Source organism: Rhizobium sp. NPDC092011, from assembly GCF_044756305.1.
Lineage (GTDB): Bacteria > Pseudomonadota > Alphaproteobacteria > Rhizobiales > Rhizobiaceae > Rhizobium.
In genome coordinates, this window is the sequence record NZ_JBIVSO010000002.1 from 239714 (window position 1) to 254144 (window position 14431).

The 14431-nt window shown below is 59.6% G+C and carries 17 protein-coding genes; 6 read left to right on the forward strand and 11 right to left on the reverse strand.

Features of this window, described 5'->3' with window-relative positions:
• Nucleotides 1-277 precede the first annotated feature (277 nt).
• The gene (gene rutR, locus ACIQJ2_RS09555; protein ID WP_199142930.1) at nt 278-922 is read left to right on the forward strand and encodes an HTH-type transcriptional regulator RutR; all 645 of its coding nucleotides are present in this window, start codon (nt 278-280) and stop codon (nt 920-922) included.
• Nucleotides 923-1159: 237 nt separating this feature from the next.
• Here the strand turns inward: rutR and preA are convergent, their stop codons facing one another.
• Both preA and ACIQJ2_RS09565 read right to left on the reverse strand, forming a co-directional pair.
• Nucleotides 1160-2473: an NAD-dependent dihydropyrimidine dehydrogenase subunit PreA gene (preA, locus tag ACIQJ2_RS09560; protein WP_199142929.1), complete on the reverse strand. Its 1314-nt coding sequence runs from the start codon at nt 2471-2473 to the stop codon at nt 1160-1162.
• A gap of 13 nt (nt 2474-2486) precedes the next feature.
• Nucleotides 2487-3845 (reverse strand): NAD(P)-dependent oxidoreductase, encoded by a 1359-nt coding sequence (locus tag ACIQJ2_RS09565; RefSeq protein WP_199142927.1) that lies wholly within the window; start codon nt 3843-3845, stop codon nt 2487-2489.
• A 109-nt stretch (nt 3846-3954) separates the two neighbouring features.
• On the opposite strand from ACIQJ2_RS09565, the gene ACIQJ2_RS09570 reads away from it, so the two are divergent.
• A complete protein-coding gene (locus ACIQJ2_RS09570; RefSeq protein ID WP_400669938.1) occupies nt 3955-4143 on the forward strand; it encodes a hypothetical protein in 189 nt (62 codons plus the stop codon).
• Between the two features lie 197 nt (nt 4144-4340).
• Here the strand turns inward: ACIQJ2_RS09570 and ACIQJ2_RS09575 are convergent, their stop codons facing one another.
• Together ACIQJ2_RS09575 and ACIQJ2_RS09580 are read right to left on the reverse strand one after the other, a co-directional pair.
• Nucleotides 4341-5291, reverse strand: a complete 951-nt coding sequence (locus ACIQJ2_RS09575; protein WP_199142984.1) for a sensor histidine kinase — start codon at nt 5289-5291, stop codon at nt 4341-4343.
• A 228-nt stretch (nt 5292-5519) separates the two neighbouring features.
• Nucleotides 5520-6314 carry a response regulator gene (locus ACIQJ2_RS09580; RefSeq protein ID WP_199142925.1) on the reverse strand — a complete coding sequence of 265 codons (795 nt, stop codon included), beginning with the start codon at nt 6312-6314 and terminating at the stop codon, nt 5520-5522.
• A 266-nt stretch (nt 6315-6580) separates the two neighbouring features.
• Here ACIQJ2_RS09580 and ACIQJ2_RS09585 point away from each other — a divergent pair, with 266 nt between their 5' ends.
• Both ACIQJ2_RS09585 and ACIQJ2_RS09590 read left to right on the forward strand, forming a co-directional pair.
• On the forward strand, nt 6581-6787 hold the full coding sequence (locus ACIQJ2_RS09585; RefSeq protein WP_400669942.1) for a NepR family anti-sigma factor: 207 nt from the start codon (nt 6581-6583) through the stop codon (nt 6785-6787).
• A gap of 12 nt (nt 6788-6799) precedes the next feature.
• Nucleotides 6800-7351 carry an RNA polymerase sigma factor gene (locus ACIQJ2_RS09590; protein ID WP_199142922.1) on the forward strand — a complete coding sequence of 184 codons (552 nt, stop codon included), beginning with the start codon at nt 6800-6802 and terminating at the stop codon, nt 7349-7351.
• Between the two features lie 124 nt (nt 7352-7475).
• Here ACIQJ2_RS09590 and ACIQJ2_RS09595 read toward each other — a convergent pair whose 3' ends face one another.
• The 7 genes from ACIQJ2_RS09595 to hemP form a co-directional block, all read right to left on the reverse strand.
• The gene (locus tag ACIQJ2_RS09595) at nt 7476-7880 is read right to left on the reverse strand and encodes a hypothetical protein (RefSeq protein WP_400669946.1); all 405 of its coding nucleotides are present in this window, start codon (nt 7878-7880) and stop codon (nt 7476-7478) included.
• A 9-nt stretch (nt 7881-7889) separates the two neighbouring features.
• Nucleotides 7890-8240 carry a hypothetical protein gene (locus ACIQJ2_RS09600; protein ID WP_400669949.1) on the reverse strand — a complete coding sequence of 117 codons (351 nt, stop codon included), beginning with the start codon at nt 8238-8240 and terminating at the stop codon, nt 7890-7892.
• Nucleotides 8241-8405: 165 nt separating this feature from the next.
• Complete coding sequence (locus ACIQJ2_RS09605; protein WP_400669952.1) at nt 8406-9197, reverse strand: heme ABC transporter ATP-binding protein; 792 nt, start codon at nt 9195-9197, stop codon at nt 8406-8408.
• A 7-nt stretch (nt 9198-9204) separates the two neighbouring features.
• Entirely contained in the window at nt 9205-10296 is a 1092-nt protein-coding gene (locus ACIQJ2_RS09610) for a FecCD family ABC transporter permease (RefSeq protein WP_400670264.1), read from the reverse strand.
• Nucleotides 10297-10315: 19 nt separating this feature from the next.
• Nucleotides 10316-11251, reverse strand: a complete 936-nt coding sequence (locus tag ACIQJ2_RS09615) for a hemin ABC transporter substrate-binding protein (RefSeq protein WP_400669955.1) — start codon at nt 11249-11251, stop codon at nt 10316-10318.
• Nucleotides 11252-11261: 10 nt separating this feature from the next.
• Entirely contained in the window at nt 11262-12317 is a 1056-nt protein-coding gene (locus tag ACIQJ2_RS09620) for a hemin-degrading factor (RefSeq protein ID WP_400669958.1), read from the reverse strand.
• A 9-nt stretch (nt 12318-12326) separates the two neighbouring features.
• The gene (hemP, locus tag ACIQJ2_RS09625) at nt 12327-12500 is read right to left on the reverse strand and encodes a hemin uptake protein HemP (protein ID WP_400669961.1); all 174 of its coding nucleotides are present in this window, start codon (nt 12498-12500) and stop codon (nt 12327-12329) included.
• 193 nt (nt 12501-12693) lie between these two features.
• Here hemP and ACIQJ2_RS09630 point away from each other — a divergent pair, with 193 nt between their 5' ends.
• Both ACIQJ2_RS09630 and ACIQJ2_RS09635 read left to right on the forward strand, forming a co-directional pair.
• A complete protein-coding gene (locus ACIQJ2_RS09630) occupies nt 12694-13143 on the forward strand; it encodes a hypothetical protein (RefSeq protein ID WP_400669964.1) in 450 nt (149 codons plus the stop codon).
• Nucleotides 13144-13148: 5 nt separating this feature from the next.
• Nucleotides 13149-14393 carry a TonB family protein gene (locus ACIQJ2_RS09635; RefSeq protein ID WP_400669966.1) on the forward strand — a complete coding sequence of 415 codons (1245 nt, stop codon included), beginning with the start codon at nt 13149-13151 and terminating at the stop codon, nt 14391-14393.
• Nucleotides 14394-14431 lie beyond the last annotated feature (38 nt).

Below are 14431 nucleotides of genomic sequence, written 5' to 3' on the forward strand. Positions count from 1 at the left end.
TTGCAAAGCGCATGCCCGAATGTTCCCGTTGGTCTTATTCCAAATTCCCGAGCGGCGTCTTGTTTTTCTCGCCCGGAAAATCGTCAGTTGCGTTTAAGAAACATCTGACGGATAATTTGACCGATTGGTAAACATTACAACTTCCGTGGCGCGGCTCAAGACGAAAAGCACGAAAATTTCCGATAAAATTTCAGGCGATTGCCTAAATTCCATGCATCCACAGGGCGAATAAGGGCGCGGCCGAAAGGCTTGGATTTCAAGGAGAAACAGAGCACCCATGGCCATCCCCAGAGCCGCCAAGACTCAGCGCCGCACCCGAATCCAGGAAGAAAAAGAGGAAATCATACTCGAGGCTGCGCTCGACGTATTCTCTGTAAACGGCTTCCGCGGCACGACCGTCGACCAGATCGCTGAGGTCGCCGGCATGTCGAAGCCGAATCTGCTCTATTATTTCCGCACCAAGGAGGCGATGCATCGGGCGCTGATCGACCGGGTGCTGTTTACCTGGCTGGAGCCGTTGCGGGCTTTCGATGCCAACGGCAATCCTGAAAGCGAGATCCGCTCCTACATCCGCCGAAAGCTGGAAATGGCCCGCGATTTCCCGCGCGAAAGCCGGCTTTTTGCCAATGAGATGCTGCAGGGCGCGCCGCATGTGGAAGACGAGCTGCGTGGCCCCTTGAAGGCTCTTGTCGACGAGAAGGCCGAGGTTATCCGTGCCTGGGCGACAGCCGGCAAGATCGCTAAATGCGATCCTTATCACCTGATCTTCTCCATCTGGTCTACGACGCAGCACTATGCCGATTTTGACGTCCAGGTGCGGGCGGTCCTGGGGCAGGAGCACGCGGGCGAGGGGCGATTCGAAGACGCCGCGCGCTATCTGGAACAACTTTTTGTCGATGGGCTTCGTATTCGCCACAACTGAACGGCGACGCAGTCCACTAGAAGATCGTGCCGCGCGGGACTGATGATTCTCAGCGCCGCTCGCTAAAATAGTAGCCCCGTTTGAAGCTGTCGTACCGGCCTGATTTCAGGCAACAGTTCTTGAAACCGCCTCCGCGAGCTGGCAGGCCTCCGACATGAGCAACGCTGAAATTTGCGGAAAAAAGCGGCCGCAGCAAGCTGCGACCGCCAATTCATGCCGATGCGGATCTGTTCGCCTTTATTCCGCCGCCTGCCGTGCCATCGGATTGTTCGGATGGGTCGTCCAGTTGGCATAGTTCGGATCGACGATCTTGCCGGTGCGCTTGTCGAGGTTGCCGGGCGGCAGTTCTTCCATCGTGATACAGTTCTCGACGGGACAGACGCTGACGCAGAGGTTGCAGCCGACGCATTCCTCGTCCATGACCTCGAAGTGTCTGGCTCCGTCGACCATGTTGGTAATTGCCTGGTGCGAGGTGTCCTCGCAGGCAATGTAGCAACGGCCGCACTTGATGCAGGCGTCCTGGTCGATCTTGGCCTTGGCGATGTAGTTGAGGTTGAGATACTGCCAGTCCGAGACGTTCGGCACGGCACGGGCGATGATGTCGTCCAGGCTGCGATGGCCCTTCTCGTCCATCCAGTCGGAAAGGCCCGAAATCATCTCCTCGACGATCTTGAAGCCGTAGGTCATCGCCGCCGTGCAGACCTGCACGTTGCCGGCGCCGAGTGCGAGGAATTCCGCTGCGTCGCGCCAAGTGGTGACGCCGCCAATGCCTGATATCGGCAGTCCGTGGGTTTCGGGATCGCGAGCGATCTCGGCGACCATGTTGAGCGCGATCGGCTTGACCGCCGGGCCGCAATAGCCGCCGTGGCTGCCTTTGCCGCCGACCGTTGGGTTCGGCGCGAAATTGTCGAGATCGACTGAAACGATCGAGTTGATCGTGTTGATCAGCGATACTGCATCGGTGCCGCCCGCCTTGGCGGCGCGCGCCGGCTTGCGGACGTCGGTGATATTCGGCGTCAACTTGGTGATGACGGGCATGCGGGTGTATTGCTTGCACCAGCGCACGACCATTTCGATATATTCCGGAACCTGCCCGACCGCGGCACCCATGCCGCGCTCGGACATGCCGTGAGGACAGCCGAAGTTGAGTTCGATGCCGTCCGCTTCCGTCTCCTCGACCAGCGGGAGGATCGCCTTCCAGGCATCCTCGACGCAGGGAACCATGATCGAGGCGATCAGGGCCCGATCCGGCCAGTTCTTCTTCACCTGCTTCATTTCGCGCAGGTTGGTGTAGAGGTCCCGGTCGGTGATCAGCTCGATGTTGTTGAGACCGAGCAGACGGCGGTCGGCGCCCCAGATCGCGCCGTAACGCGGGCCGTTGACGTTGACGACGGGCGGGCCTTCTTCGCCGAGCGTCTTCCAGACCACGCCACCCCAGCCCGCCTTGAAGGCGCGCTCGACGTTGTATGCCTTATCCGTCGGCGGCGCGGAGGCCAGCCAGAACGGGTTTGGCGACTTGATGCCAATGAAATTATTGCGGAGATCAGCCATATCGATTCTCCTTTCAGGCGACTGCAGCGGCCGACTTGGCGGCAGCGAGCGCATGGTTGATGGATTCAGCCGCATCGCGACCCTGTGCCACGGCCGAGACCGTCAGATCGTCGCCGCCAAGCACGCAGTCGCCGCCGGCCCATACGCCCTCGATCGAGGTTCGGCCCTCGCCATCGATGGCGATGCGGCCGGCTTCCATGCGCAGCGCCCCAAGGCCTGACGCCTCGAATGTCTGGCCGATGGCCTTGAAGATCTGGTCGGCGGCAATGATGCCGACGTCGCCGGTGGCGGTCAGCTTGCCGTCGCGCAGTTCGGTATATTCGACCTCGATGCCTGCGACCTTGCCGTCCTTGTCGACGATGCGCTTCGGAGCCAGCCAGTGGCGGATGATGACGCCCTTGGAGGCGGCCAGATCCTGCTCGAATTCCGAGGCGTTCATATGCTCCTTGCCGCGACGATAACAGATCGTCACCTCTTCGGCGCCGAGCAGCTTGGCCTGCACAGCCGCGTCGATTGCAGTCATGCCGCCGCCGAGAACGACGACGCGGCGGCCGATGGCGATATCGGCCTTGCTGCCGGCCTGACGCAGTTCGGCGATATAGGCAACGGCGTCGGCAACGCCATCGAGATCCTCGCCTTCGGCGCGCAGCGCGTTGACGCCGGCGAGCCCGAGGCCGAGGAAGACGGCATCATATTGCTGGGAGAGATCGGAGAGGCTGAAATCACGGCCGAGAGCCTGGCCGTTCTTCACCTCGATGCCGCCGATGGCGAGCACGTAATCGACTTCCTTCTGCGCGAAGTCGTCGACCGCCTTATAGGTGGCGATACCGTATTCGTTGAGGCCGCCCGCCTTTTCACGAGCATCGAAGATGGTGACCTCGTGACCCTTCACGGCCAGACGGTGCGCGCAGGCAAGACCGGCCGGCCCGGCGCCGATGACGGCGATCTTCTTGCCGGTGGGTTCAGCCCGCGAATAGAACTGCTTGTTCTCGGCCATCGCTGCGTCGGTCGCATAACGCTGCAGCCGGCCGATCTCGACCGGGCGCTCTTCGGCAGTATTGCGCACGCAAGCCTGCTCGCAGAGCTGTTCGGTGGGACAGACGCGGGCACACATGCCGCCGAGGATGTTCTGATCGAAGATCGTCTTGGCCGATCCGAGCGGGTTGCCCGTCGAGATCTGGCGGATGAACATCGGAATGTCGATGGAGGTGGGACAGGCCGTCATGCACGGCGCGTCGTAACAGAAATAACAGCGGTCAGATGCGACCAGCGCCTCGTGTTTGTTGAGGCGCGGGTGAAGATCGGAAAAGTTTGCATCATATTCGGCGGGCGTGAGCCTGCCCTTATGAATCCCAGTTTCCAGTCGTCCCATTGAAGTTCCCTCTTATAGTAAACGGCTAGTACAGGAACGGTAACTCAGGTTAAAAAATTTATCAAACGGTAAAATTTTTGACCGCGAATCTGCTTGAGCAGCTGTTTCGATGAGGCGGATCGCCGATGGCGAGAGCCGCATTCATCGTTTAACTCGCTGTTTTTATGTATTTAAATTCGTAGTGATCACTGCGGCAGCGCAAATTCGAAAAAATGCGATGTTCGGAGCTGGCCGCACTTCACGCCGTGTGCAGGAGAGGCCGATTTTTCGCGTGATGGCCAGTATGAAGAAAAAATGAAATTTTTCGGATCCGGATGGAACCAAGATCGGCCAGGGTCGTTATCGGGATGTACCGATGATGATTGCATCCCCCTGATGCATGCCCAATAGCATCGTCGGACATCTACTCACGGTCCCCTCCCGATGAGTGTAAAGCAGCCAGTGCGCCGCCCTCGCACTGGCTGTTTTCTTATTTCAGCCAGCAACATAGGTCCGTCAGCGGCGTCTCAGTATCTCGTACTCGGTCTCGGGGATGGTGAGGCGATAGCCGATGCTGCCGTCGCCCATGGCGAAGTCGGCGCGGCCGTTCATGGATGTCGGCACCACTCGTTCAAGAACGGTGCGGCTAAAGCTGTTATCCTCGAATTCATGATTGCCAGGTCCATGAACGCGTTCGGACCACGCCACTTCGATCGCTTTCTTGCCGTCGAGTTCGGCTTCCTTGCAATTCAAGGTGATGCTCGTGGCTCCGGCCGAGATGGCCCCGTGCGAGGCGGAGTTGACGATCAGCTCGTGCAGGGCAAGTCCCAGATGCACCGCTGCATTCGGCGTCAGGTGGGCGTTGATGCCATAGATCGGCATGGGCACGCCGGCATCGGGCCAATAGGGGGCGAACTGCTTCTCCGCGAGTTCGAACAGATAGGCGCCGCGCCAACTGGAATCCGTGATGAGATCCTGCGAGTTCGACAGGGACTGGAGGCGTCCGCGGAACTTGATCAGGAAATTGTCGACCGAAAGCGTATGACGTGCGGTCTGGGTCGCGATGCCCTGAATGATCGCCAGCAGGTTCTTGGAGCGATGCGACAGTTCGCGCAACAGCGATTTCAGAACCTTTTCGCGATGGCGGCTTTCGGTGATTTCCGAGATGACGGAGAGAACACCCTGTGCCTTGCGATCACCGATGCGCTCCATCTTCAGCTCATAGATGCGAATACCGTCGCCGCTTGGGATTTCCACTTCGGCGGCCGCAGGCTTGCCTGTATCGAGTACGCCTCGCTTGAGGCGCAGGAGGTGTTCGCCATCCTTCTCGCCGAAAAGATCGAGGTCATTGCCGCCAATGATGAGGGATGGCTGCAGATGATCCGGCAGATTGTCAGCATGACGTATCGCAAGGGATCGATCTTGAAACAGAATCGACACGCTGGCACTCGCAAGAGCGCGCTCCATCAGGGCGGCTTTGCCTTCCAAACTCAAAGGCGCGCCGGCTAATGGTTCAGACGTATTCACCGGCTTGCCTTTCACTCGGATTTCGAGAGCCCCGCCGACAGGGCTTCTCCACTCGTAAAACTCTCGAACGACCTCTTAAATCGCCCGATATAACAGCCGGTAAACCGATTGCTTCCAATCCCAACGCCCGGCTGTGATCTTTGTTCCGTAACAGGCTTTGCAATCGAATCAGGCCGCCACTTTTGTGGTTTCGTTGAAGAAAAGCGCCTGGCTGATAAGGGCCTTCACCATGTCGGGGTTGAATGGCTTGGTCACAAGGAAGGTCGGCTCCGGCCGCTCTCCCGTCAAAAGCCGCTCAGGGAATGCCGTGATGAAGATGACCGGGATGCTGGCGCTCTTCAGAATATCGTTGACGGCGTCGATGCCCGAGCTGCCGTCAGCCAACTGGATATCGGCAAGCACCATTCTCGGCTTCGTTGCGTTGTAGAGCGCCACGGCTTCCGCATGCGTACGGGCGATGCCGGTGACGCGGTGGCCGAGGCTTTCGACCATCTGCTCGATATCCATCGCAATCAGCGGCTCATCCTCGATGATCATGATCTCGGTCGCCACCTGCCGCGAGATTTCCTGCGACGCTGTATCAAGTAGGCGCATGGCATCGCTTTCAGAGATGTCGAGAATTTCCGCGATCTCGCCGAGGCGGAAGCTTTCGACGGATCCGAGCAGGAAGGCCTGACGCGCGCGCGGAGAAACCTTGGACAGATTGACGGAAGCGCGCTGTTCCCAGGCAAAGGGCGAGGTCGGCTCTGGAATCTGAAGTGTTACGGAACCGAACAGCTTGGTGAACAGTTTATAGAGTGCGACACGGTCATTATCCGTGTCGGGAAAGATGGAGATGTCGGTGATGATGGCTTCCAAAACCGCAGCAACATAGGCGTCCCCGGATGTCTGAGTTCCGGTCAAAGCGCGAGAATAGCGCCGCAAATAAGGAAGATGCGGCGCGATGCGTGTGGAAAGTGTCATCAATGGCTCCCGCCTTTTATCAAATTCTAAATAAAATACAGCACGGAGGCTGCAGTGACTAACAAACGTCAGTTGAGTAAAAAAGTTCCTCTTTGTCGGAACTTTTTTTAGGCAGTCGCATTTCAATGCTTACAATCAGTCGACTTCATCCTTTACGATTCGTTAGGAAACGGTTTTTGATGTAGTTGACTGGTCTCCCGGGCAGGGAAGCAGTGAAGATGCGTCCATCCCATGAATGCGAGACAATTGAAAAGCGAGCAGGCTAGATGACTATCCAGAATTCCGAGGACGCAGATAAGACAGTATCGGACCTGCGCGCAGTGGATATACTCGATCCCAACAATCAGATCGGCAACAGGCTGCGTTCCTTCTATTCGGCCATGCAGGATGAAGCCATTCCCGATCGGTTCCTTGATCTGCTTGAGAAGCTAGATCAAGCCGAGCGCCTGGCCTCCGCAAAAGTCTCCGAATAGGAGGTGCGCGCCATGGAACCGCAAACGAGCTTCAAGCGCGAACTCCTCTCCGCTCTCCCGAGCCTCCGCGCCTTTGCCATCTCACTGACAGGCCGTCACGATCGCGCCGACGATCTTGTCCAGGACACCATCATGAAGGCATGGGCCAAGCAGGACCATTTCGAGATGGGCACCAATATGAAAGCCTGGCTCTTCACCATCCTGCGCAACGAGCTTTACAGCCAGATGCGCAAGAGCGGCCGTGAGGTGCAGGACACCGACGGCGTCTTCACCGAATCGATGGCAACGCATCCCTCGCAATACGGCGCCGTCGATCTTCAGGATTTCCGCAAGGCGCTGGATCAGCTGCCGCCGGACCAGCGCGAAGCGATCATCCTGGTGGGAGCTTCCGGGTTTTCCTATGAAGAGGCTGCAGAGATTTGCGGTTGTGCGGTCGGGACGATCAAGAGCCGCGTCAATCGCGCCCGCCAACGGCTGCAGGAGATACTGGATATTTCTGGCGAGGCGGATTTCGGCCCCGATGCCACCTCCGCGCCTTTGACTTCCAAGGCATTCGCCTTCTGACAAAAAGCCCGGTCGAGAGACCGGGTTTCTTCATTTCAATCACCGATTACAAGCTTTTTGATACTACCAGCTATCCAGCGGCGAAGTCATGTCCGCCGCAGTTTTCAGTTGGAAACCGGCCGGTTCAATCGTCATCGTCCCTGCTTCCGAACAGGTTACCGAAGAGCAGGGCTGCCGCAACGGCCGCGGTCATCAAAGGCTGCTTGCGCACGAGACCGAGAACGGCCGCGGCCATCGATTCCATCGCAAGCCGACGCTCGCGAGCCCGGCGTTGTTCCTGCTTATCGATGATCGCCATGACAACAAGCACGATCAGGCCAAGCAGTAGGGCACCTGCCGCAATCAGGAGCGCCGCACCTGCCGCACCATAAATCGTCGCTAGCCAGACTGCTGCGGCGACAAGTGCTGCCACATAGGCCGTCAGCAGCAGAAGAATTGCGATTGCGATGAAAATACCGTTGCGCTTGGTTCGCGCAACGGTGCGGTTGAATGTGCCCGACAGTAGCAGGCCGAGGATGGAACCGATCATCCCGCCACCCTAGCGGCGAGACAGCAGCAGGGCAACGGCGAGACCGAATGCGGCTGCGGCGCCGATGGTCGCAACCGGGTGCTGGCGCACGGTTCTGCGAACTTCGCGCGAACTTTTCGCATAGCCGCGTTGCAGATCGCGCAGCAATTCCTCGCCGCGAACCGTCAGGTCGTCAAATCCCGTTTCGGCACTCGCCCGGAGCTTCTTGCTCTGCTTGGCGCTGCTATCGCTGATAAGCTTGGCAAAGGCCGCAACTTCCTCGCGCAGCGTTTCGATTTGGTCTTCGATGCTGGCCTCGACGTCCTGCAGATTGCTGCCGTTGCGCTTGCTGCGCGCCGAATGGAGAATGGATGCAGCCATGTCTAGCTCCCTTTGCGTTATCGGGCGCCAAAGAGCGCCCATTGTACGAGCCGGTCGGGGTCATCCGACGCAACAAACTCTAATCGAACGGAACACTCATTCCGATCGCTGAACTTCAACGCGCGGATGCAGTAAAAAGTTCCGGAAGAGGCGCTTGAAAGGGCCTTAGTCGGCGAGTGCGCTATGCGCAAGGACGAAGGGAGCGTCGTTGGCCGGAACGCGATTGACCCGCAGATTGCAGCCGAAGACATCCTGAAGGTGGCCGTCGGTCAGGACTTCCTTGACGGAACCGGTCGCCTGCAGGCGGCCATCTTTCAGCAAGACCATGCGATCGGCAAAAAGCGCGGTGAGGTTGAGGTCGTGCATGACCGCGATGACACCGCCGCCGCGCCGGCAGAACCGCTGTGCGAGCGTCATGATGGTGAGCTGATGGCTGATATCCAGGCTGGAGACCGGCTCGTCGAGCAGAAGCCAGCAGGGCTTGCCTTCGAGGACCGGCTCGGAAATCTGGCAGATAACGCGGGCGAGCTGCACGCGCTGTTGCTCACCACCGGAGAGCTCCTGATAGAAGCGGGCTTCGAAGCCTGCGAGATCGACGGAGGCAAGCGCCTCAGCCGCTGTGCGATCCGCCTGTTCCGGGTGCCGGTTGCGACCGCTTGTCAGGCCCATGCGAACGATTTCGCGCACGGTGAAAGGGAAAGAGATCGAACTTGCCTGCGGCAGGACGCCCCGCATTTCGGCAAGTTGCCATGGCTCCAGCCCACGGATCTCGGAACCGTTCATGTGAACCGAGCCTTGATAGGCGAGTTCACCCGAAATGGCCTTCATCGTGGTCGTCTTGCCTGAGCCGTTCGGCCCGCAGATTGCCGTCAGCGTTCCGGCTTCTGCCGCAAAGGATACATCCTGAACGATCGTCTTGCCGGCAAGGCGGACGGAGAGGTTGGATACATCGATCATTGCAGGCTCACAGGCTGAGGCGCGAGCGCTGCCGCAGCAGCATCCATAGGAAGAAGGGACCGCCGACACCTGCCGTCAGGATGCCGATCGGCAGTTCGGCCGGAGAAACGATGGTGCGGGCCACCACATCGGCAATGACCAGCAACGAGCCGCCGAGCAGAGCCGAAGCCGGAAGCAGGAAACGGTGGTCTGGCCCGATGACCATGCGCAGGATATGTGGCACGACAATGCCGACGAAGCCGATGCCGCCGCTGACAGCCACGGAAGCGCCGACTGCGGCAGCGACGCTGACAATGGCGACATTCTTCAGTCGCTGTACGGCGACACCCATATGAAAGGCCGCCGCTTCGCCAAGCGTCAGCGCGTTCAGGCCGCGCGCCATGAAGGGCAGTGGCAACAGGGAAAGAAGGATGATCGGGCCGGCGCCGGCGACCTTGCTCCAGGTCGAGCCGGCCAGCGATCCCATGCTCCAGAAGGTCAGGTCGCGCAGCTGCCGATCATCAGCCATGTAAATCAGGATGCCGGTTGCGGCCAGAGCGAGGGAGCCGAGTGCTATGCCGGCCAGCAACATGGTCGCGATCGAAGTTTGACCGTGTCGGGTCGCAATCTTGTAAAGCAGGATCGTCGTTATCAGGCCGCCGACGAAGGCAGCGATGGGCAGGGAGAAAATGCCGAAGATGTGCACGATCGGAGCCAGCACGCTGCCGCCGAGGACGATCATCGCAACAGCACCGAGGCTGGAGCCGGCGGAGACGCCGATCAGGCCGGGATCGGCAAGCGGATTGCGGAAGAGGCCCTGCATGACCGCGCCCGAAACCGCAAGCCCGCCGCCGATCAGGAAGCCGAGAATGGCGCGGGGCAGGCGGATATCGAAAATGACAATGCGGTCGCGGATGCTGAGCGCATTCTCCGCCTTGCCACCCACCATGCTGCCGATCACATCGACGATCGAAGCATTCGATGCACCAGTCGTGATCGAGAACGCAAAGGCCGCAGCCGAAACGAGAACGAGGCCGGCGATGACGAGGATAGCAAGTGCGGTGCGGTCCCCGTTATGACGGCGTGCCTTGGTCTGCGACATCTGCTTCAGCCCTGCCATGGCATCGTTGAATGCCACGTCAGCCTCCGTAGATCGCTGCATTCAGCTCGCGAATGGCGCTGGCCGTGCGCGGGCCGAACCCGAGCAGATGCAGGCCGTCCATGCGTATGATTGCTTTATGGCTGGCGGCCGGCGTCAAGGAAATGGCCGGCTGCTTGAGCAGATCCTCGTTCGTCATCGACAACGGGCCTTCGCGATCCATAATGAGGATGACGTCAGGCTTGGCTTCGATGATCGCTTCGTCCGTTACCGATTTGTAGCCGGAGAAACCGCTGATGGCATTGATCGCACCCGTGAGCTTGATGATGCCATCCGCAGCCGTGTTGCTTCCTGACGCCAGGATCTTGCCGTTCTGGAGGCTGAGCACGAAGAGCACGCGCTTGCGCTCGGTCTCCGGGCGCTTGGCCGAATCGTTGATCGCAGCATCGAGGTCGGCGGCAACCTTATCTTCCAGGGCCTTTGCCTTTTCCTGCACGCCGAGCAGCGAACCGACGACCTCTATCTTTTTCAGGATGCCATCGCGATCATAGGTCTGCGGCACGGTTTCGAACGGCAGGCTGGCATTGCGCAACACGGCCAGCGCCTCCGGCGGGCCGGAGCCCTCAACCGCGATGATGGCCGTCGGGTTGACGGCCAGGATGCCTTCCGGCGACAGGGCGCGCATGTAGCCGACATCGGGAAGCTTGGTGACTTCCTTCGGATAGAGGCTTGTGGAGTCGCGGGCGATCAGCCGCTTCTCCTCGCCGAGCGCATAGACGATCTCGGTTACATCGCCGCCGATGGAGACCAGCCGCGTGGTGTCGAGCTTCTTTGGCGTTTCGGCGGCATGGGCATGCCGCACGAGGCTGCCGTAGCCCGCGATGGGGCTTGCCGGGACGAGCGGCAAGGCCATGACCGCCATGGTCAGGGCGATTTCCCACGCCCTGATGCGCTTGAGGTTCTTAAACATCGTCATTTGCCACTTCTCATGCAGCGACGCTGGCGCCGGCCTTTGTCAGATTTTCGACGATGGCACGCCAGTCGGGACGCTCGTCGAAGCCTTCCTTCCGCTTGCCGAAGAACTGAATGATCATCTCGCCCTTGGCATTGTAGGCTTCGAGCGAGGTGACATGTCCGTCCTTGGTCGGCTTGCGTACGGCCCAAGTCTCGGCGATCTGGTCCTGCCGAAGATGAAGGTGGAAGGTCGGATCCATGACATTGATCCACGGACCCATGGTCTGCACGTTGACGATCGGGCCTGAATGGATCTGCACGGTGCCTTCGTTAGCGACGAAGCACATGATCGGCAGTCCCTCGCGCACGGAAGCGTACATCATTTCGGCGACAGCGCCGGCATCCAGCTTCCATGCATAGTCGTCGCCCACGGTGCGGATGGCATCCTGGCGGCCGATCTTCAGCTTCTTCAGCATGCCGAAGAATTCATGCGTGTCGGTCATGCGGCTCCAATGGTCACGCAGCTCGTCGCGGCTGACATCGCCATCCGTTGCACCGTTGTCGTAGCCGGAGCGGTCCTCGACGAATTCCTGCGACTGGTCTTCGATACGCAGTTCGGCGACCATCGCGTGATAGGCCTCGACATTCGAGGCAGGACGCAGATGGATCTTGTGGACGGCGTCTCCCGCCTTGTCAAAGAACTGCAGGCTCAGCTTCTGCTGATCGCCGTCCGTCTTGGTGACGGCAAAGCCGTGGACCCAGCGCTTCGGAAAGATGCGCAGATCGATGTTTTCACCAAGAACGATGGCAGCCTGCGCACCGAACTTCATGTTTTCATAGACGCCGATCTTCTCATGGACGGCGCTCTCGTTGCGCGACAGGGCCATGATTTCGCCCAGCGAAGCGATCCGCTCGAGGAAGCGCTCGACGCTTGCATCGATGCGGATGGCCGAAATGCCGACTTCCGCTGCGACCAGCGCTGCTTCGGAAATGTTGAGGCGGGCAGCGATGTCGCGCTCGCGCATCTTTGGGTTCTCGGCGCGGAAGGCGCGGATTTCGGCAGGGGTGGGGCGGGTCGTATCAGTCATCTGTCATGCCTATTTGTTGAGTATGAGCTTGCCTTGGCGCGTAATCTTCATGCGGTAGATGACGCCTTCGTGCTTGATCATGATTTCGTTTTGGCCGCGGAAAATATCCGTGCTCTCGACGATTCTTAGCTGCGGTGCCGCCGTGTTGTGGGTCGGCGGCGTTGGGTTCTTGTCAGCAATCATCCTGCTTAGTTTTGCCTGAAAATTCATCGGGGGCCGAACTGCCGTCCTGCCAAATTTATCTTGACTCTCATACTCATGGTTTCATAAAGACGCAATAGGATACGGATAAAGTCAAGTTTAAAAATTTCGACGACACACGCCAGGGCAGTCGACCGGAAAGATGCGTGTGGAAGCATATTCAGGAGACAGACCGATGCTGACGAAGACGATCTTGACGCTCGCGATTTCGGGGATGTTTGCCGCGGCAAACTTCGCTCCGGCCTTTGCCGAGGATGCGAGCGCGGCGCCGGCAACGGCTGCGCACAAACTCAATGTTGAGCTCAATGCCTTGGCGCCGTCGCAGAAGGGCTGCATGATGACCTTCGTCGCCGAAAACGACATGGCGACACCGATCAACAAGATCTCGTTCGAGCTCGCCTTCTTCAACGACAAGAATGCCGTCGACCGGGTCACGGTCCTTGATTTCCGCGACCTTCCGCTCGGCAAGAAGCGGGTGCGGCAATTCGATATGCCCGGCGTCAAGTGCGAGACGGTCTCCCGCATCATCATCAACGATACGCCCGTCTGCGATGGCCCCGCGGCAGGCGAGTGTAAAGCCGCGTTGAACACCCGCTCGCAGATCTCAGTTCCTTTTGAAGGCTGAAGGCCATGGCAATGCGCTCGGTCAAGGTTTCCATCGAACGCCGCTCTAATGGCGGCTTGAATGACAACTATCCGAGCGCGCTGCCGGGCCATGAACTGACTGGTCTCGAAGGCGTGCCACGTCCGCCGGCCGGCGAGACGGTGATGCACTACAGCCGCTTTACGCAGATCAGTTCCTTTCCGGAGCATCCCGCCGAGTCGGCGTCCATCGAGGCTGCGGAACAGCTGCCGATGGACGCGCTACCGGAAAAGCTCCAGGCGACGGCCGCTGGGCGCAAGGCGCCACTTCTCTTCTCCGGTCTTGGTTCCTGCCTGTTTCATGGGATCGTCGTCGGTCTCTTGCTGCTGACTTTCGTTGCGACGCCGGAGGAAGCGCAGGAGGAGGCGGGCGATACGGTCAGCGTCATTATGATCGGCAATTCCGACGCGGATCAAATGGCCGCCGGTGAGGAAAGCCCGCAGCCCGAGCAGGTGACCGCGGAGGCGGTTCAGCCGCAGACGGTCCAGCCGACCGAAGTCACGCCGGAAGAGACCCAGCAGCCGCAGCCTGATGTCGTGCAGCCGCAAGCAGTCGAAGCTCAACCGGTACAGACGGCGGAAGCCGTACAGCCGGTCGAGCAGGCACCTCCCGAAACCGTCGTGCCCGAGCAGCCGCAGATTTTGGCAACGCAGGCGCCTGCCGAGACGGCGGTAATACAGCCTGCGGAGCCTATCCAGCCTGTCGACACCCAAGTTGCCGAAGCACAATCCGTCCAGCCTATGCCTGAGGTCGTAACGCCCGTTGCCAAGCCGAAGCCCGTGGAAAAGCCGCGGGAAGTCAAGAAGCCGGTCGCGAAGGTCGTGAAAGCAAAGTCGGGATCGAAAGGCGAGAGCCAGGAGAGCAGTAAGAGAGGTTCCTCCGAGGGTACGGAGACAGCACAGTCTGATACCAACTCCGTGGCGAATGCTCAGCGGACGGGTGCGGGAAGTGCCGCCGTCGCCAACTATCCAGGCAAAGTTCAGGCTCGTATTCGAAGAGCTGTCCGTGTTTCGTCGAAGTATGACGGGGGCATCACGGTGCGTGTCCGCCTTACGATTGGTGCCAATGGTGGTTTGAGTTCAATGTCGATTGCTCGAAGCTCTGGTATTCCCGAGCTCGACGAAGCGGTTACCGACGGCATCCGCAGGGCAGCGCCTTTCCCGCCTTTGCCGCCGGAATGGGGCAAGCCAAGCTGGTCGTTCACTCAGGAAGTCCAGGTGACGCGGCGCTAGGTCAGCGTGGAAATGCCCAATATTCAAGCTGTTTCAGG